Origin of the sequence: Streptosporangium sp. NPDC050855, assembly GCF_044456585.1 — a bacterium.
In the GTDB taxonomy this organism is placed as follows: Bacteria; Actinomycetota; Actinomycetes; order Streptosporangiales; family Streptosporangiaceae; genus Streptosporangium; species Streptosporangium longisporum.
This window is the reverse complement of sequence record NZ_JBITFY010000007.1, coordinates 155,560-172,741: the sequence shown is the minus strand read 5'-3', so window position 1 is coordinate 172,741 and position 17,182 is coordinate 155,560. Positions and strand designations below refer to the sequence as shown.

Sequence of the window (17,182 nt, the reverse complement as noted above, 5' to 3'; positions counted from 1 at the left end):
GGACGGTGGTGGGGGGTGCTACTTGACGGCACCGGCCGACAGGCCGGACTGCCAGTAACGCTGGAGGAGGAGGAAGGACACGACGAGCGGGACGATCGCGACGAGCGACCCGGTGAGCACCAGGTTGTAGACGGCCTGGCCGCCCGCGGCGCTGCCCGCCTGGCTGTTCCACTGGTTCAGCCCGACGGTCAGCGGATACCAGGCCGGGTCGCTCAGCACGATCAGCGGCAGGAAGTAGTTGTTCCAGGTGGCGACGAGGGTGAACAGCAGCACGGTCACCAGGCCCGGCCGCAGCAGGCGCAGCGAGATGGACAGGAAGATGCGCAGCTCCCCGGCCCCGTCCAGGCGGGCCGCCTCCATCATCGAGGTCGGCACCGCGTCGGCGGCGTAGACGCGCATCAGGTAGAGACCGAACGGGCTGGCCAGCGCCGGGATCAGCACCGCCCACGGCGTGTTCACCAGGCCGAGCCGGGTGAACAGCAGGAACGTCGGCACGGCGAGCGCGGTGGTGGGCACCGTGATCGCGCCCAGCACGACCGCGAACAGCACCCGCGAGCCGGGGAAGTCGTACTTGGCCAGGGCGTAGCCGCCCAGGGCCGCGATCACGGTGGCGCCGCCCGCCCCGGCGACCGCGTAGAGCACGGTGTTGAGGAACCAGCGGCCGTAGACGCCGTCCTGGTAGGTGAAGACCTGGCGGACGTTGTCGAGGAGGGCGAAGTCGTCGGCGAACCACAGGCCGAAGCTGTCGAACAGCCCGGCGTTGGTCTTGGTCGCGCTGAAGAACAGCCAGACCAGCGGGAGCAGGCAGTACAGCAGCATGGCCAGCATCGGGACCGTGAGCACGGCGCGCTTCACGACAGGCGCTCCCTTCGGGCGGTGACCAGCTGCACGGCGTAGGCCACGACGATGGTCACGCCGCCGAGCACCACGGCGACCGCGGCGGAGTAGTTGTACTGCTGGCCGTTGAAGGCGAGGTTGTAGGCGTACATGTTGGGCGTGTAGTACGTGGTGATCTCCGCCGGGGCCAGCGTGGTCAGCACGTTGGGCTCGTTGAAGAGCTGGAAGCTGCCGATGATGGAGAAGATCGCGGCGAGCAGCAGGGCCGGGCGCAGCGCGGGCAGCTTGATGCTGACGGCCTTGCGGATCTCACCGGCGCCGTCGATCGCCGCCGCCTCGTACAGCTCGCCGGGGACCGCCCGCAGCGCGGCGTAGAGGATCAGCACGTTGTAGCCGGTCCACTCCCAGGTGACGATGTTGCCGATCGAGGCCAGGATCCACGAGCCGGACAGCGCCTGGCCGCCCAGCAGGCCGAACTCGTCGCCGTAGAGGTAGCCCCACATCAAGGCGGCGACCACGCTCGGGACCGCGTACGGCACGAAGACACCGAGACGGTAGGCGCCGGCGAAGCGGAGCCACCCGCTGTCCAGTACGAGCGCCACCAGCAGGGCGAGCGCGAGCATGACCGGGACCTGCACCGCCAGGAAGAGCCCCACCCGCAGCAGACCGGTGTGGAACAGCCGGTCCTGGAAGGCGGCGGCGTAGTTCGCCAGGCCGACGAAGACGTTGCCGCCGACCAGCCGGTCCTGGAAGAGGCTCAGGTAGAGCGCGTAGGCCAGGGGCGTCACGATCGCGAACAGGAAGACGACGCAGAACGGGGCGGCGAAGGCCCAGCCCACCCAGGGCCGCCGTGCCGAGCCGGTGCGCGGGCGCTTCCTGGACGGCGGGCTCCCCGGGGACCCCGGGGAGCCCGGGGAGCCCGGGGGAGGCGGGGAGGCCACGGAGGTCGGGGATGTGGGGGGTCGTGCCACCCTCGCGCCGACGGGCGTGTCTGTCATATGACGTCTGCCCTCCTTGTCCATGTTAGCGCTGCCATGGCCGCACGGCATGAGCATCACAGCGCGCCCTCGACGACGTCAATAGATTGCCGACGTGAGCAGGAAACATTTCCGTAACGCGCGCTCTCCGCCTCTGAACTGCGGGGCGCTAGGGTGTTAGCGCTGCCACGAGGGGACCGGGAACCGCGGCGACGTGGCACCATTTCTGCGGGGAGAGGGGAGATCGGGTGACGGCGGTCGACGACGGATCACGGGCCGGCAGGGGACGCGGCCACGGCGCTCCGTCCATGGCGGACGTGGCCCGGCTGGCCGGCGTGTCGCCCCAGACGGTCTCCCGGGTGGCCAACAACCGCACCAACGTCGAGGACGCCACCCGGGAACGGGTGCTGAGCGCGATGCGGGCGCTGGGGTACCAGCCCAACAGCGCGGCCCGCGCGCTGGCCACCGGCAGGTTCGGCACCATCGGGGTGATCAGCTTCACGCTCAGCCGGTACGGGAACGTGCGCACCCTGGACGGCATCGCCACCGCGGCCCGCGCGGCCGGCTTCTCCATCAACCTCGTCGGCATCACCGCCCCGACCCACCAGGAGTTCCGGGACGCCTTCACCAGGCTCAGCACCCAGGCGGTCGACGGAGTGGTGATCATCGAGTCCGAGGTGCTCGACATGCGGACGCTGCGCCTGCCGCCCGGTGTTCCCGTCGTGCTCTCCGACGGCTACGGCGGCCACAGCTATCCCGTGGTCGACTCCGACCAGGCGGCCGGCGCGCGCCTGGCCACCGAGCACCTGCTCGACCTCGGCCACCCGACCGTCTGGCACGTGGCCGGGCCGCAGGACTCCAACTCCGCCCGGCACCGCCACGCCTCCTGGCGGCGGACCCTGGAGCGGGCCGGGCGGGAGGTCCCCCGGGTGCTCTTCGGCGACTGGACCGCGGGGTCGGGCCACCTGATCGGCGCCTACCTGGCCGGGCGCCCCGAGGTGAGCGCCGTCTTCGCCGCCAACGACCAGATGGCCCTGGGCGTGATCCGCGCGATGCACGAGGCGGGCCGCGCGGTCCCCGGCGACGTCAGCGTGGTCGGCTTCGACGACATGCCGGAGTCTGCCTACTTCTGGCCCGGCCTCACCTCGATCCGCCAGGACTTCGACCGCAACGGCCAGCTCTGCGTCGACATCCTGCTGGAGCAGATCCGCACCCGGACCGAGGCCCCGGGCGAGACCCACCTGGTGCCGGTGGAGCTGGTCGTGCGCGGCAGCTCGGGCCCCTGGCACGGCCGTCCCGCCCGAGAGGAACGCGCAGTGAGTCCCAGTGAGTCCCAGTGAGTCCCAGTGAGTCCCAGTGAGTCCCAGTGAGTCCCAGTGAGTCCCAGTGAGTCCCAGTGAGTCCCAGTGAGTTTTCGTGAGCCCGCGTGAGCGGGGGACCGGGAGGGTCAGGTGGGTCAGGAGGTCTTCGCCGGGTCGACCTTGAAGATCTCGGCGACGTCGTCCAGCAGGGCGTGCGCGCCCTGCATGCCGACGGCGCTCATCCAGACGGTGTCGTCGACGTCGTGCCGGGTCCCCTTGAGCTTGCCCCAGAGCGGGTTGGACTCGAACTTCTCCTTGACCGCCCCGACCGCCGGGTCGGGATAGGCCGCGACGAAGATGTGGTCGGCGTCGAGCTGGGAGATGTTCTCCTGGCTGATCGGCACGATGATGGTGTCGGTGACGGTCGGCTGGTCCTCGGGGCGCGGGAAGCCGACGTCCTTCAGCACCAGGCCCGAGTAGGAGTTCTCCACGTACAGGCGGACGGTCGGCTCACCCGCGAAGCGGACCACGGAGACGGTGGGCAGCTCGCCGTCCCTGGCCTTGATCGACTCGCCGATGGCGGCGGCGCGGTCCCCGTACTCCTTGATCTTCCGCGTGGCGAGCTCCTCCTTGCCCAGGGCCCGGCCCACGAGCGTGAGGTTGTCCTTCCAGAGGGCGCCGGTGGTCTCGCTGAACACGGTCGGCGCGATCTGCGAGAGCTTCTCGTACAGCGCCTCGTGGCGGACCTTGGCCGAGACGATCAGGTCGGGCTTGAGCGCGACGATCCGCTCCAGGCTGGGCTGTTCCAGGGTGCCGACCGACGTGGCCTCCTTGGCGTGGCCGAGGACCGGCGTCAGGTACTCGGGGAGCTTCTCCTCGATCGACCGGTAGGTGGTGTAGCCGACCACGTCGGTCTCCAGGGTCAGCACCGCGTCGACGAAGCTCTGGTCGAGGGCGACGACCCGCCTGGGCCGGGCCGGGATCTCGGCCTTGCCCATGGCGTGCTCGACCGTACGGGGGAAGGCCGTCATGGAACTCGCCGCCGGGGCGGGGGAGCCGGAGGAGCCGGGGGTGCCCGCCGCGGTGCCGGAGGTGCTCGAACCGCAGGCGGCGAGACCGGCGGACAGCACCGCTCCCGCCACTCCGACGGCCAGGACGCGCAGTGCTCTCATCTGGTCGGTCTCCTCGTGAAGATTAGGTAAGCCTTATTTAGCTTAGCTTTACCTAAGGTGGCATACTCGTCCGGGTCCGGCAACAAAAGGGGAGCTCAGGTGATCGCGACGACGGCGGCTCCCGGCCGCGTGCCGGTTCCGGCCGGCCGGAACGTCCGTCGCCGACGGCTCCTCGTGCTCGGCGGGCTGTCGGCCGCGCTGGCGGTGGCGGTCGTGCTGAGCGTCGCCGTCGGCGCCAGACCGGTTCCCCCGGCCGACGTCTGGCACGCGCTCACCGCCCCCACCGGCACCGAGAACGACATCGTCGTCCGGTCCCTGCGCCTGCCCAGGACCGCCATCGGCGTCATGGCCGGTGTCGCCCTCGGCGTCGCGGGCGCCCTCATGCAGGGCCACACCCGCAACCCGCTGGCCGATCCCGGCCTGCTCGGCGTCACCCAGGGCGCGGCGTTCGCCATGGTCCTCGCCATCCTGGCCCTGGGCGTCACCGGCCCGTACGGCTACATCTGGTTCGGCCTCGCCGGAGCCCTGCTGGCCAGCGCGGGCGTGTTCGCCCTCGGCATGGCCGGCGGCCGGGGCGGTCCCACACCGGTGACCCTCGCCCTGGCCGGCACCGCCGTCAGCGCCTTCCTGTACGCGCTCACCTCGGCCCTGGTGCTCCTGGACGAGCAGACCATGGACATCTTCCGCTTCTGGCAGGCGGGCTCCATCGCCGCCAAGGGGCCGGACGTGGCCTGGCAGGTGCTCCCCTTCATCGTCGCCGGTCTCGTCGTGGCGCTGGTCAACGCGCCCGGCCTGAACGCGCTCTCGCTGGGCGAGGACGTGGCCCGCTCGCTCGGCCGGAACGTCACGCTGACCCGCGCCGTGGGCATCACCGCGATCACCCTGCTCACCGGGGCCTCGGTGGCGGCCTGCGGGTCACTGGCCTTCATCGGCCTGATCGTCCCGCACCTGGCCCGGCCGCTCTCCGGGCCCGACCACCGCTGGCTGCTGCCGTACTCCGGCCTCGCCGGGGCCACGATCCTGCTCCTGGCCGACGTGATCGGCCGCGTGGTCGCCCACCCCGGCGAGCTGGAGGTCGGCGTGGTCCTCGCGCTCGCCGGCGCCCCGTTCTTCATCGTCCTGGTACGGCGCAGGAAGCCGGTGCGGCTGTGATCCGCACCGTGTCCCCGGGGACACCCCGGAAGGCGGGGACCCCGCCGGGCGGGCGGGCACTGCGCGCCGGTCCCGTCTCCTGGGTCCTGCGGCCGCGTTCCGTCACCGCGACGCTGGCCCTGCTGGCGCTCACGCTGCTGTTCATGGCGCTCGGCATGCGCCTCGGCGACATCCCGATGGGCGTCCTGGACGTCCTCGCCGCGATCACCGGTGACGGTCCCGATCACTTCGTCGTCATGGAGCTCCGGCTTCCCCGCGCGCTGACCGGCGCCCTCGTCGGCGCGGCGTTCGCCCTGGCCGGGGCGATCACCCAGGCCGTCGCCCGCAACCCGCTGGCCAGCCCCGACATCCTGGGCGTCACCGGAGGCGCCAGCGTCACCGTGGTGGCGGTCATCGTGGCGGCCGGGAACACCTGGGGCGGCACGAGCGGCGTCCTCGCCGGGGTGGGCGTCCCGGTCACGGCGCTGGCGGGCGGCCTCGCCGGCGCGCTGACCGTCTACCTGCTGGCCTGGCGCCGGGGCCTGGACGGCTACCGGCTCGTCCTGATCGGCATCGGCGTCTCGGCGGTCTGCGTCAACCTCAAGTACTGGCTGCTGACCGTCGGCGACGTCAACGACACCGGCCGGGCCATGGTCTGGATCAGCGGCTCGCTGCACGGCCGGGGCTGGGAACACGTGCTGCCGGTCGCGCTCGCCCTCGCCGTGCTCGTCCCGCCGACGCTGATCGGCACCCGCTCGCTCGGCGCGCTGCGCTTCGGCGACGACACCGTGACCGGCCTGGGCGTCCGGATGAACCTGGCCAGGAGCCTGATGATCCTCGCCGCCGTGCTGCTGGCCGCCACGGCGACGGCCTCGGCCGGGCCGATCTCGTTCGTCGCCCTGGCCGCCCCGCAGATCGCGCTCCGCCTGGCCGGGGTGGCACAGCCCCCGCTGGTCGTGTCGGCCCTGACCGGCGCGGTCCTCACCAGCGGCGCCGACCTGGTCTCCCGCACCGCCTTCAGCCCCGTCGAGCTGCCGGTGGGCGTGGTCACCGCCGTCCTCGGCGCCCCCTACCTGATCTATCTCCTCGTCCGTGTGCGCAGAAGGGGCCGTACGTGAGACTGCGAGCCGTCGACGTCAGGCTGGGGTACGGCGACCGCGTGGTCGTCGACGGCCTCGACCTCGGGATCGAGGACGGGACGGTGACCGCGGTCATCGGGCCCAACGGGTGCGGCAAGTCCACCCTGCTGCGTGCCCTGGGCCGGCTGCTGCGGCCCTCGGGCGGCGAGGTGCTGCTGGACGGCAAGCGCATCGACCGGATGCCCGGCAGGGAGGTCGCCAGGATCCTGGGCGTGCTGCCGCAGGCGCCGTCGGCACCCGAGGGGCTGACCGTCGCCGACCTCGTGGCCAGGGGGCGCCATCCCCACCAGACCTGGTACCGGCAGTGGTCGTCCGACGACGAGTCCGCGATCGGCGAGGCCCTCGCCATGACCGGCCTGCTGGAGCTGGGCGACCGCCCGCTGGACGAGCTGTCCGGCGGGCAGCGCCAGCGGGCCTGGATCTCCATGGCCCTCGCGCAGGGCACCGACCTGCTGCTGCTCGACGAGCCGACGACCTTCCTGGACCTGGCCCACCAGATCGAGGTGCTGGAACTGGTGCGCAGGCTCCACCGCGAGCTGGGCCGCACCGTGGTGATGGTCCTGCACGACCTCAACCTCGCCGCCCGCTACGCCGACCGCCTGGTGGCCATGCGCGACGGCGGGATCGTCGCCGCGGGCACCCCGGCCGAGGTCCTCACCGAGAACCTGCTGGCCGAGGTGTTCGAGCTGGAGGCCAGGGTCATCGAGGACCCGGTGACCGGCACCCCGCTGGTGATCCCCGTCGCCACCCTCTCCCCGGGCCGGGCCCGCCGGGAGGGGTAGGACGCGTCCGTCCGGCGGGGGTCAGGCCGTACGGCCCCGGCGCAGGGCGAGCGCGCCGAGCACGAGCCCGGCGAGCCCGAGCACCAGCCCGGCCCCGCCGAGCAGGCGGGCGGTGCCGTCCGAGGCCCCGGAGACCACGGCGGTGGCCGTCGGCCGGGTGGCCCCGGCGGCCGAGGGCGTCGCCGGGGACGTCGACGCGGGGGCCGCCGAGGCGGACGTCCCGGTACCGGCGCCCTCGGCGGCGGCGGGGGTGAGGGTGAGCACCGGAGCCGGGTGCTCGGGCTCGGAGCCGTCCGCCTTGGGCTCGTCGTCCCAGCGGACGACCTCGCCGCCGCTGTAGGTCTGCACGGCCGGGAAGATCAGCCGGTCGACGTCGGTGGGCAGCGCGCCCATCGAGACCTCGAACTCCTGGAACTGGCCGGGCTCGATCTTCCCTCCCGACCAGGTGACCTTGGTGACCGCCTCGGTGACCTCGCCGTACTCGGTGGTGACCGGCTTGGGCAGCTTGCCCTCGACCACCTTGACGTCCCAGCCGGGGACCGGCTTGACCGAGACGAACGCCAGCGGGTGGTCGACGGGGAAGGTCACCTCCAGCCTGGTCGTCGAGGCGTCGTCGCGCTCGTTCGGGACCCGGAAGGCGACCTTGGTGAAACCGCCCTGCTGGGCGCTGGAGGGGTTGATCGTGACGTGCGCCAGGGCGGGCAGGGCGAGCCCCAGGGTCAGGGCGGTGACCCCCGCGGTGAGGGCGGCCAGGCGGCGGCAGGCACGGGAAAACGACATGGTGCATCTCCACTTCGACGGCTCAAAAAACCGGACACAGCCGGTGATGAAAGGAAATTTCCGGATCGGATCAGCCGACGGGCAGTGGAGGACCACGCCGGCTGACGGAGTGCCGCAGGACGGTGCGCCCGGGACGGGGAACGGCCCGGGGGGTCACCCGGTGCGGCGGGATCCCGGCCCCCGCCGCGGGACGGAGCAGCAGGGACGCGGCGAGCCGGAACAGCGCGCCGAGGCGCCGGTGCGCCGAGCGGAGCAGCGCCCACAGCACGGTCTCGCCGCGGGCCAGCCACCACCCGGTGATCAGTGTCGCGGTGAGGTGCGCGACGAGCATGCCCAGGCCCTCGCCCAGCCCCCTGCCGTGCGGGTGCCAGGACGGCACCCCCGTGACGTCGCCCAGGGCGAACAGCTCGTGCAGCGAGAGCTGCAGCGCCGACAGGCCGACGCTGATCGTCGACGCGGACCGCTCGCGCCCGGCGAGCAGCACGGCCGCGGCCATGACCGCCGACCCTCCCGCGGCCATCGCCCAGGGGGCCGGTCCCGGCCCTCCCGCGGCCACGTGGCCGAGGACGGCGAGCGTCACGCAGACGGCCGAGAAGGCGGCCGCCCGCACGAGCCGTAACGGTAGCCGTGCGCGCATGGTGACCCATATGTTCTCACGCCCGGACGCCCCTGCCACCGGCCGGTTTTTACGGATATCGTGGCGGCGACCGCGACTCGTCCTGTGGACCGGGGTGGTAGGCATGCGGCACGTCCTTGGACTCCTCACCGGGCTGGTCGTGACCGCGGTGCTGCTCCTGGGAGCCGGCTGGGCGACCCGCAAGGCGGGCGCGACCCTCTTCCTTCCGGACGCCGATCCGTCCGTGGCCTGGCCGGAGAGCGGGCCGTCGACCTGGGTCGCCCTGGCGGCGATGGCCGGGATCGGGCTGGTGGTCGGCCTGGTGGTCGCCGGTCGCGTCTCACCGCTGGCCACCTTCGTCCCCTCGATGGTCCTGCTCGCCTGGAGCGTGGTCTACGCCCTGGACGCCAGGCGCGCACTGGCCCTCGCCCCCCACGACCCGGCCTCTCCCGAGGCGCTCCTGCAGGCCGGGCGCGGGATGGGCCTGCTGCTGACCACCGGGATCTACACCCTGCTCGGCGTCCTGCTCTTCCTGCCGGCGCTGATGCCCTCCCGCTGGACGTCCCGTCCCCGGGACGAGGAGGAGTACGCCGATCCCGACGACCGGGTGTACTGACCACGGCCGAGGTCCCGCCCTGTCGTCCCCCCGCCGCTCGCCGATCCGTCCCCTCACCCGGACCCCCGCCCCCGGACGACCGGTCACCGGTCCACCGGTCACCGGTCGTCCGGGGCGCTCACCCGCCTTCCGCGGAGGACGGCGGGGCGGAGCCGGCGTAGAGCCGGGCGACCACGTCCTCGATGGACCCCTCCTCGGGGGCGGTGGCGCGCAGGGCGTCGAGGGTGCCGTCGAAGGCCAGCGTGCCGTGGTCGATCAGCATCACCCGGCGGCAGAGCTTCTCGATGTCGCCCAGGTCATGCGTGGTGAGCAGGACGGTGGTGCCGCGCTCGGCGTTGAGGCGGCGGAGGAAGTCGCGCAGGGCGACCTTGCTGACCACGTCCAGCCCGATCGTGGGTTCGTCGAGCACCAGCACGGCGGGGTCGTGCAGCAGTGCGGCGGTGATGTCGCCGCGCATCCGCTGTCCCAGGCTGAGCTGGCGGACCGGGGTGGACAGGAACTCGCCGAGCCCGAGCAACTCGGTCAGCTCGGCCAGCCTGCGCCGGAAATCCTGTTGATCTACTTTGTAAAGGTGACGGATCAGGTGAAAACTGTCTCGCAGCGGCAGGTCCCACCACAGGGTGGTCCGCTGACCGAACACCACCCCGATCCTGCGGGCCAGCGCGACCCGCCGGTGCGCCGGGTCGAGCCCCGCGACCCGGATGCTGCCGGCGGTGGGCGCCAGGATCCCGGTGAGCATCTTGATCGTCGTGGACTTGCCCGCGCCGTTGGGGCCGAGGTAGCCGACGAACTCCCCGGCTCCTACGGTGAACGACAGATCCCGTACGGCGTGCACGGTCTTTCTGTTCCTGCGGCGGCCCACGGTGAACGAGCGGCCGACCCGGTCGAGTTCGATCATGTGTCAACTTCCCGTCGAGCGGTAGCGGCGGATGCCCGCCCGCCAGGCGAGCGCGGCGACGGCGGCCAGCGCGACGGCCGCCAGGGGAGAGGCGAAGCGGAGCCAGTGGGGCAGGCCGAAGGGGTCGGCGCGGTCGAGCACGAACAGCGCGGGCTGCCAGTTCACGAACGCCAGCGGCACCACGAAGGTGACGCCCCTGACGAGCTCGGAGCCGTACACGCTCAGGGGGTACTGGGTCAGCGTGCTTCCGCCGTAGGTGAAGGCGTTGGCCACCTCGGGGGCGTCGGTCAGCAGGAACTGCACCGCCCCGCCGAGGGTGAAGATCGCGGTGAAGATGACGGTCCCGCACACGACCATCACCGGGATCATCCAGGCCCTGTCCCAGGGCGGGGCGAGCGCGGACAGGGCCAGGCCCAGGACGACGGCGGCCTGGAGCGTCCTGCCGAAGCGGTGCACGCCGAAGCGGTCGACGGCCATCTGCACGAACGCGCTCGCCGGGCGGATCAGCATGGTGTCGAAACCACCGGTCCTGATGTGCCGGCTGAGCCGGTCGACGTTGCCGAAGAGCATGTCGGCCAGGGCGAAGGACAGGCCCGCGGTGCCGTACAGGAACATCACCTCGGACAGGCCGAAGCCGCCCAGCGAGTCGGTGTGCTCGAAGATCACCCAGATCGCCACCACGTCGAGCGCGTTGACCACGAGCGAGCCGAGGATCATCATGACCAGCGGCCCCGGGTACTGTGCCGAGGCCCTCAGCCAGGTCCAGGCCAGCAGGAGATAGGTCCTCGTCATCGCGTGCTCCCGGCGGACGGCCGGACGCGATCGGCGGAGCGGTGAGCACCGGGGGTGCCGGGGGTGCCGGGGGTGCCGGGAAGGTCGGGGGCGCCTGGGGTGCCGGGAGGGCCGGGGGTGTCGTGGTCAGCCACCCTGGATCACCACCTTCCTGCGGGCCGCGGCGGTGGCCAGGGCTCCCAGGGCCAGCAGGGCCACCGCCCAGGCGGCCTGGAATCCCAGCGCCTCGAGGACGTCCCGCTTGCCCAGGTAGAGGTCGGCGGGGACCTGCACCATGGCCGACCAGGGAAGGGCCGAGGCCAGGGTGCCGAGCCAGCCGGGGAAGAGGTTCAACGGCAGGATCATGCCGCTGAAGAAGAGCGTCAGCACCAGCGAGAGCGACTGCACGCCCCGGTCGTCGAGCACCCAGCAGGACGACAGCGCGATCAGGTAGCGCAGGGCGAAGCTGACGATCACCCCCAGCAGGAACCCGGCCGCGAAGGACAGCCAGGTCACCGGGTCGGCCGGGACGACGAACCCGAACAGCGCGGCGCCGACGAACGTGGGGGGCAGGCTGCGCAGCAGCAACAGGTAGGCGGCCCGGCCGAGGTCGTCGGCGAGGCTCCACAGCTGCAGGGACGCGGGACGGACCAGGTCGAGGGCGACGTCACCGTTGCGCACGCGTTCGGACAGCTCCAGGCCGCCCCCGAACACCTGCATGGGACCGATGAACGCCTGGCTGAGGAAGCAGAAGGTGACGGCGTCGAGGACGTCGTACCCGGCGAGGCCGGGCCGGGCCTCCCAGAGGGCGATGAGGACGTAGGCGCGGAGGATGCCGAAGACCGTGTTGGTGAAGGCTCCGGCGACGGCCGCGGCGCGGTAGGCGGAGTGGCGGCGGAAACCGTACCCGGCGATGCGCATGTAGAGCAGGAAGACTGCCTCCCGACGGGAATGAGGGCAACCCTCCTATCTTCCTGAGTGCCCGTACGGCGGGCAACGGATTTTCACGACCCGCAGGTCAGGGCGGTGCGCGGTACGCGACGGTCACCGTCCCGGCATACCTACTCGCCGGTAGAAAAGGGCGCGACGGGGAATATCTCCTCAAGGAGGTCCCATGCGCGACGAGATCGATGTGGACGTCAATCCGGCCTACCCCTTCAGCTGGCAGGCCGCGGCCCTCAACGCGGTGATGCGCGGCACCTTCAAGCCCATGTCCGGCCTGTTGCTCAGGACCGACCTGGGGTTCGTCGCGGCCTCCAGGATCGTCTCGCTGGCGGGCAGGGTCCCGCTCCGGCTGCCCACCGGCGTCCGGGTGACGCCCGCCGCGGCGGGCTCCTGCCCGGGGGAGTGGGTACGGGCCGGTGAGGACCTCGACGAGGACAGGGTCCTGCTCTACTTCCACGGCGGCGGCTACTTCTCCTGCTCCCCGGCGACCCACCGGCCGATCACCTGGCGGCTGTCGGCCGCGACCCGGCGTCCGGTACTGGCCGTCGACTACCGCCAGGGCCCGGTGCACCGGCCCGCCGAGGCGCTCCAGGACGCGACCGCCGCCTACCTGTGCCTGCTGGAGCACGGCCACCGGCCCCGCGACGTGGTCTTCGCCGGGGACTCCGCGGGCGGCCACCTCACCCTGGCCACGCTCCTGGCGCTCCGCGACCGCGGGCTGCCGCTGCCGGCCGCCGCCGTGTGCCTGTCGCCGTGGGCCGACCTCACCGGCGACCCCCGTACGGTCAACCGCCTGCTGGACCCGATGATCTCGGCCGGCCGGGTCGCCTGGCTCGCCCGCCGCTGGACCTCCGGCCTCGACCCCCGGGACCCCCTGCTCTCCCCGGTGCTCGGCGACTACACCGGCCTGCCCCCGCTGATGGTCGTCACCGGCTCCACCGAGGTCCTGCGCGACGAGGGCCGCCGGGTGGTCGAGCGGGCCCGCGCGGCCGGGGTGCCGGTCACGTACGAGGAGTGGCCGCGCATGCCGCACGTCTTCGCGATCCTGGCCGACGTCGTCCCCGAGGCCCGCGAGGTCTACCCGCACATCGCCCGGTTCGTCGTGGCCGCCCAGAACCTGTCGGCGGTCCGTGAGTCCTCCGTCCGGGAGCCCGGCCTTCGAGAGCCCGTGCTTCGCGAGCCCGTGCTTCGTGAGTCCTCCGTCCGTGAGGCTCCCGACCCGGCGTCCCCCGTCCGGCGCGACTCCGCCGCCTGAGGCCCTCCGCCCGGAGCCTTCACGGAAAGTCCTCGCCCGGGTCGAGGCCCTCCGCCCGGAGCCTTCACGGGGAACCCTCGCCCGGGTTCCCGTCCGGGCCCCGGTGCCCTCTTCCCGCCGGTCACGGCGTTCCGTCCCGTCCCAGGGACATCCTCCGCCCCGGGGGTGCCTTACCCGGAGGGATCATTCGCCTTACCTGTCATATCCCTTCCGGCCGGTCGGGAGCGAACGGCACCGTGATCCCGCCACAGTGTGCTTGCAGTGGCCCGCGCACGAGAGGCTCAACGAGGATGGCACGTGGGGGAACAGGTCCCGTGAACGGCATGCCGCCCGGTGTGCGGCCGCTGACCGTCGGGGACCCGGTCATCATCGGCCGCTACCTTCTGCTCGGCCGCCTGGGCGCGGGCGGCATGGGCGTCGTCTACCTGGCCGAACACCCGCAGGGCGGGGTGGTGGCGCTCAAGACGCCGCACCCGGTGCATCTCAACGATGCCACGCTCCGCGCCCGGTTCGCCGAGGAAGTGAGATTCTCCCGGCGGGTGGTGCCCTTCTGCACCGCGGCGGTGGTCGAGGACGGCACCGACCGTGACCGCCCCTACCTGGTCTCGGAGTACGTGCCCGGGCCCGCGCTCTCGCAGGTGGTCTCCACGCACGGCCCGCTCACCCCCGACCTGGCCTACGGCGTCGCCCTGGGGGTGGCGGGCGCGCTGGTGGCGGTGCACGAGGCCGGACTGGTCCACCGCGACCTGAAACCGGCCAACGTGCTGCTGTCGCACACCGGCCCCCGGGTGATCGACTTCGGTATCGCCAGGGACGTCGACGTCCTCGGCGCGCACACCCAGGCCGGGCAGGTCATGGGGAGCCCCGGCTGGGTCGCGCCGGAACGGCTCACCGGAGGGCTCGCGCTGCCCGCCTCCGACGTCTTCGCCTGGGGATGCCTGATCGCGTACGCGGCCACCGGCCATCATCCCTTCGGCGCGGGGGAGACGGACGTGCTGACCCGGCGCATCCTGGTCGAGCCCCCCAGGACGGCCTCGGTCCCCGCGCTGCTGCGCCCGGCCGTGGAGGCGTCCCTGGCCAAGGACCCGGCCGACCGTCCCGGGGCCGCCGACCTGCTGGGCGCGCTGCTCGCCGCGGGCGGGGTGGGCGACCCGTGGGACCTGCGCGAGGCGGTCGCCGAGGTGCTGGCGGAGATCTGGACACCGGTGCCGCACACGCCCGGGGCGGGCAGGGTACGGCTCGCGGCCATGCCTCCGGCGCCCGCCGATCCGCCGGTGCCGTCGGTGTCGTCGGTGCCGTCGGCGGCCTCGCGGTTCTCTCCGGTCCCGTCATCGGCGTCGCCGGCGTCGGCCGTGCCCTCGGCGTCGGCGGTACCGTCGGCGTCGCCCGTGTCCTCGCTCCATGACGAGCCCTCGGTCCCGGCGGGGATCGCCCGGCGGTCCCGTCGGGCCGCGCCGAGCCGGGGCGCGTACCTCCCGCAGGCCGGGTTCGCGGCACTGGCCACGATCTCCATGGCGGCGGTGACCGTGGCGCTGGCGGCCGGTGGCGGTGGCGGGACGAGCTCCTTCGGCGACTTCGGGGTTCCCGAGCGGGTGCCGGTGGTCGTCCCCGCGGACACGCCCTCCGCCTCGGTCTTCCGCGACCGTGCCCGGCCGCCGGTCGGCAGGGTGCGCACGCCCTCCCCGGTCACCCCCTCCACGGCGCAGGTCACCGCGACCCGGACCGTCCTGCCGCCCGACGTGGAGGGCGACGGCGGCGACGGCGGCGACGGCGGCGACGGCGGGGAACGCGCGCCGGAGCGTCCGCGCGACCCCGGTGGCTCGCGCGGCGACGGGGACCCGCCGTCGGACTGCGCGGACGCCACCGCCAAGCGCAGGGGAGGGAGAGGCGGCTGCCCGACGGCCTCGAACGGTCCCCGGCCCTCGTTCACCCAGATCCCGCAGACCGGTGACGGGGAGAGCCCGTCCCCGACGCCCACGGCCCCCGCACCTTCGGGAACGACCATCACCCCCGTCCCCAGCCCCGGCCCCTCGCTGCAGATGGGCTGAACGCCCGATCCGGCGATGAGCGGACAGGTGCCCCACATCGGTTAAAGTGAGCGCCGCGAACCGAGGCGGAGGGGGTACCGATGGGCGAGCCCATGCCGGGCGCGGTGGAGCTGGCCGACGTCGGTGTCCGGGTGGTCGGCCGGACCCTGCTGGACGGCATCGGCTGGCGGGTCGCGTACGGGGAGCACTGGGTGGTGCTGGGTCCCAACGGGGCGGGCAAGACCACCCTGCTCTCGCTGGCCGCGGCCGTGCGGCATCCCACCGAGGGGACCGTCACCGTGCTGGGCCAGCGGCTGGGCCGGGTCGACGTGCGGGAGCTGCGCCGCCACCTCGGCCTCGTCGCGGCCAGCCAGCGACTCGTCGACGAGGAGCTGCTGGAGGAGGAGGGCGCCACCGCGCACACCGTCGTGCTGACCGGTCACACCGGGACCAGCGTCCCGCTGTGGGACCGCTACGGTCCCGCCGAGCACGAACGCGCCCACCGGCTGCTGGCCGACATGGGCTGCAAGGACCTGGCCGACCGTCTCTTCCGCGTCTGCTCCCAGGGGGAGCGGGCCCGCGTCCGCGTCGCCAGGGCGCTGATGGCCGATCCGGTGATCCTGCTGCTGGACGAGCCGTTCGCCGGGCTCGACCTGCCCGCCCGCGAGGATCTGATCACCGCCGTGGAGGACCTGGCGGCGACCCGCCCGGCGCTGACCACGGTCACCGTCACGCACCACCTGGAGGAGGTCCCGGCCACCACCACCCACGCCCTGCTGCTGCGCGACGCCCGCGTCCAGGCGGCCGGCCCGGTGGGGGAGGTGCTGACCGCGGAGAACCTGTCGGAGTGCTTCGGCCGGGCGCTGCGCGTCGACCACCTCGACGGCCGCTGGTCCGCCCGCGCCGTCCGTACCGCTCACCCCGCGGGGGGCTGACGCCCGCGCCACCGGTGCCGAGGAGCCGGGGCCGAGGAGCCGGGGCGTCACCCGGCCTCACGCTGCCGGATCGTACGCGTCGTGATCGCGCGAATTCCCATCAAAGCCACAAAAGCAGTGTGAATACCGGTGATCTTCCCGGTACGGTGGCACGCATGGCGACCAAGCTGAACCAGATCCTCGCCGTGGAGAAGGGCGTCAAGTCCGACACTCAGCGCAAGGTGACCGACGCGTACCACACGATCCAGAAGAACGCCCTGCTGTCGGGCATCTCGCGGACCTACCAGCCCATCGACGACGAGGGCGAACGGCTGCCCCCGGAGTCGACCCGGGTGCAGGTGCAGGGGGAGGACCTGCTCAAGCAGGTCGGTGCCGCGCTGGTCCGGCTGTTCGACGTCACGGCCACCAAGGACTGGGCCAACTGCTCGGCGCGGGCCGACGTGAAGGTCGACGGCTCCACCCTCCTGGAGGACGTGCCCGTCACCTATCTGCTCTTCCTGGAGAAGCAGCTGGTCGACCTGCAGACGTTCGTCGCCAGGCTGCCCGTCCTGGACGCGGCCGAGACCTGGACGCTGGACCAGTCCACCGACTGCTGGCGGACCGAGCCGGTCAAGACGACCCGTACCAAGAAGGTGCCCCGCAACCACGTCAAGGCCGAGGCCACCGACAAGCACCCGGCCCAGGTCGAGGTCTACCACGAGGACGTCGTGGTGGGCTTCTGGACGAAGGTCACCTTCTCCGGGGCCGTGCCGCAGAAGCGGGTCAACGAGCTCCTGGAGCGGATCGGCAGGCTGCAGAACGCCGTGAAGTTCGCCCGCGAGGAGGCCAACGGCACCGAGATCACCTATCAGCGCGTCGGTGAGAAGGTGCTGGGCTACCTGCTCGGGTAGACTCCAAGAACTCCCCGTTTGAGCGCGGGGACGCGTGAGAGCGCGAAAAACTGAAACTGAAACGTCAGACTGACACGCGGTTTCCAGTGGGGGTTCGATTCCCCCTCCCG

At 72.6% G+C, this 17,182-nt stretch carries 17 protein-coding genes; 9 read left to right on the top strand and 8 right to left on the bottom strand.

Features of this window, described 5'->3' with window-relative positions; all coding sequences use genetic code 11:
• Positions 1-18: 18 nt before the first annotated feature.
• Both ACIBCT_RS16495 and ACIBCT_RS16490 read right to left on the bottom strand, forming a co-directional pair.
• On the bottom strand, positions 19-855 hold the full coding sequence (locus tag ACIBCT_RS16495; protein WP_399189201.1) for a carbohydrate ABC transporter permease: 837 nt from the start codon (positions 853-855) through the stop codon (positions 19-21).
• Complete coding sequence (locus ACIBCT_RS16490) at positions 852-1,676, bottom strand: sugar ABC transporter permease (RefSeq protein ID WP_344908509.1); 825 nt, start codon at positions 1,674-1,676, stop codon at positions 852-854. The genes ACIBCT_RS16495 and ACIBCT_RS16490 overlap by 4 nt, the downstream gene beginning before the upstream one ends.
• 386 nt (positions 1,677-2,062) lie before the next feature.
• Between ACIBCT_RS16490 and ACIBCT_RS16485 the strand changes: the two genes are divergently transcribed.
• A complete protein-coding gene (locus ACIBCT_RS16485) occupies positions 2,063-3,154 on the top strand; it encodes a LacI family DNA-binding transcriptional regulator (protein ID WP_399189199.1) in 1,092 nt (363 codons plus the stop codon).
• Between the two features lie 116 nt (positions 3,155-3,270).
• On the opposite strand, the gene ACIBCT_RS16480 is transcribed toward ACIBCT_RS16485, so the two are convergent.
• A complete protein-coding gene (locus ACIBCT_RS16480; RefSeq protein WP_399189197.1) occupies positions 3,271-4,287 on the bottom strand; it encodes an ABC transporter substrate-binding protein in 1,017 nt (338 codons plus the stop codon).
• 99 nt (positions 4,288-4,386) lie between these two features.
• Here ACIBCT_RS16480 and ACIBCT_RS16475 point away from each other — a divergent pair, with 99 nt between their 5' ends.
• From ACIBCT_RS16475 to ACIBCT_RS16465, 3 genes are read left to right on the top strand one after another with little or no spacing between them, the layout of a single operon-like run.
• Positions 4,387-5,439, top strand: coding sequence for a FecCD family ABC transporter permease (locus tag ACIBCT_RS16475; protein WP_399189195.1), 1,053 nt, complete (start codon positions 4,387-4,389; stop codon positions 5,437-5,439).
• Positions 5,436-6,536, top strand: coding sequence for a FecCD family ABC transporter permease (locus tag ACIBCT_RS16470; RefSeq protein ID WP_399189193.1), 1,101 nt, complete (start codon positions 5,436-5,438; stop codon positions 6,534-6,536). The genes ACIBCT_RS16475 and ACIBCT_RS16470 overlap by 4 nt, the downstream gene beginning before the upstream one ends.
• Entirely contained in the window at positions 6,533-7,339 is an 807-nt protein-coding gene (locus tag ACIBCT_RS16465) for an ABC transporter ATP-binding protein (RefSeq protein WP_399189191.1), read from the top strand. Before ACIBCT_RS16470 ends, ACIBCT_RS16465 begins: the two co-directional genes overlap by 4 nt.
• 21 nt (positions 7,340-7,360) lie before the next feature.
• Here ACIBCT_RS16465 and ACIBCT_RS16460 read toward each other — a convergent pair whose 3' ends face one another.
• Positions 7,361-8,119: a YcnI family protein gene (locus ACIBCT_RS16460; protein WP_399189189.1), complete on the bottom strand. Its 759-nt coding sequence runs from the start codon at positions 8,117-8,119 to the stop codon at positions 7,361-7,363.
• A gap of 70 nt (positions 8,120-8,189) precedes the next feature.
• The gene (locus tag ACIBCT_RS16455; protein WP_399189186.1) at positions 8,190-8,756 is read right to left on the bottom strand and encodes an MFS transporter; all 567 of its coding nucleotides are present in this window, start codon (positions 8,754-8,756) and stop codon (positions 8,190-8,192) included.
• Positions 8,757-8,859: 103 nt separating this feature from the next.
• Here ACIBCT_RS16455 and ACIBCT_RS16450 point away from each other — a divergent pair, with 103 nt between their 5' ends.
• Positions 8,860-9,351 (top strand): hypothetical protein, encoded by a 492-nt coding sequence (locus tag ACIBCT_RS16450; RefSeq protein ID WP_399189184.1) that lies wholly within the window; start codon positions 8,860-8,862, stop codon positions 9,349-9,351.
• A 118-nt stretch (positions 9,352-9,469) separates the two neighbouring features.
• Here ACIBCT_RS16450 and ACIBCT_RS16445 read toward each other — a convergent pair whose 3' ends face one another.
• The 3 genes from ACIBCT_RS16445 to ACIBCT_RS16435 all read right to left on the bottom strand — a co-directional run bounded on the left by ACIBCT_RS16445 (position 9,470) and on the right by ACIBCT_RS16435 (position 11,941).
• The gene (locus tag ACIBCT_RS16445) at positions 9,470-10,249 is read right to left on the bottom strand and encodes an ATP-binding cassette domain-containing protein (RefSeq protein ID WP_399189182.1); all 780 of its coding nucleotides are present in this window, start codon (positions 10,247-10,249) and stop codon (positions 9,470-9,472) included.
• Between the two features lie 3 nt (positions 10,250-10,252).
• Entirely contained in the window at positions 10,253-11,041 is a 789-nt protein-coding gene (locus tag ACIBCT_RS16440; protein ID WP_399189180.1) for an ABC transporter permease, read from the bottom strand.
• Between the two features lie 126 nt (positions 11,042-11,167).
• Positions 11,168-11,941 (bottom strand): ABC transporter permease, encoded by a 774-nt coding sequence (locus ACIBCT_RS16435; protein WP_399189178.1) that lies wholly within the window; start codon positions 11,939-11,941, stop codon positions 11,168-11,170.
• A 193-nt stretch (positions 11,942-12,134) separates the two neighbouring features.
• On the opposite strand from ACIBCT_RS16435, the gene ACIBCT_RS16430 reads away from it, so the two are divergent.
• From ACIBCT_RS16430 to ACIBCT_RS16415, 4 genes are all read left to right on the top strand, one after another.
• Positions 12,135-13,220: an alpha/beta hydrolase gene (locus ACIBCT_RS16430; protein WP_399189176.1), complete on the top strand. Its 1,086-nt coding sequence runs from the start codon at positions 12,135-12,137 to the stop codon at positions 13,218-13,220.
• 323 nt (positions 13,221-13,543) lie between these two features.
• Positions 13,544-15,268, top strand: a complete 1,725-nt coding sequence (locus ACIBCT_RS16425; RefSeq protein ID WP_399189443.1) for a protein kinase — start codon at positions 13,544-13,546, stop codon at positions 15,266-15,268.
• An 80-nt stretch (positions 15,269-15,348) separates the two neighbouring features.
• Positions 15,349-16,182 (top strand): ABC transporter ATP-binding protein, encoded by an 834-nt coding sequence (locus tag ACIBCT_RS16420; protein WP_399189174.1) that lies wholly within the window; start codon positions 15,349-15,351, stop codon positions 16,180-16,182.
• A gap of 155 nt (positions 16,183-16,337) precedes the next feature.
• The gene (locus ACIBCT_RS16415; protein WP_399189173.1) at positions 16,338-17,072 is read left to right on the top strand and encodes a hypothetical protein; all 735 of its coding nucleotides are present in this window, start codon (positions 16,338-16,340) and stop codon (positions 17,070-17,072) included.
• Positions 17,073-17,182 lie beyond the last annotated feature (110 nt).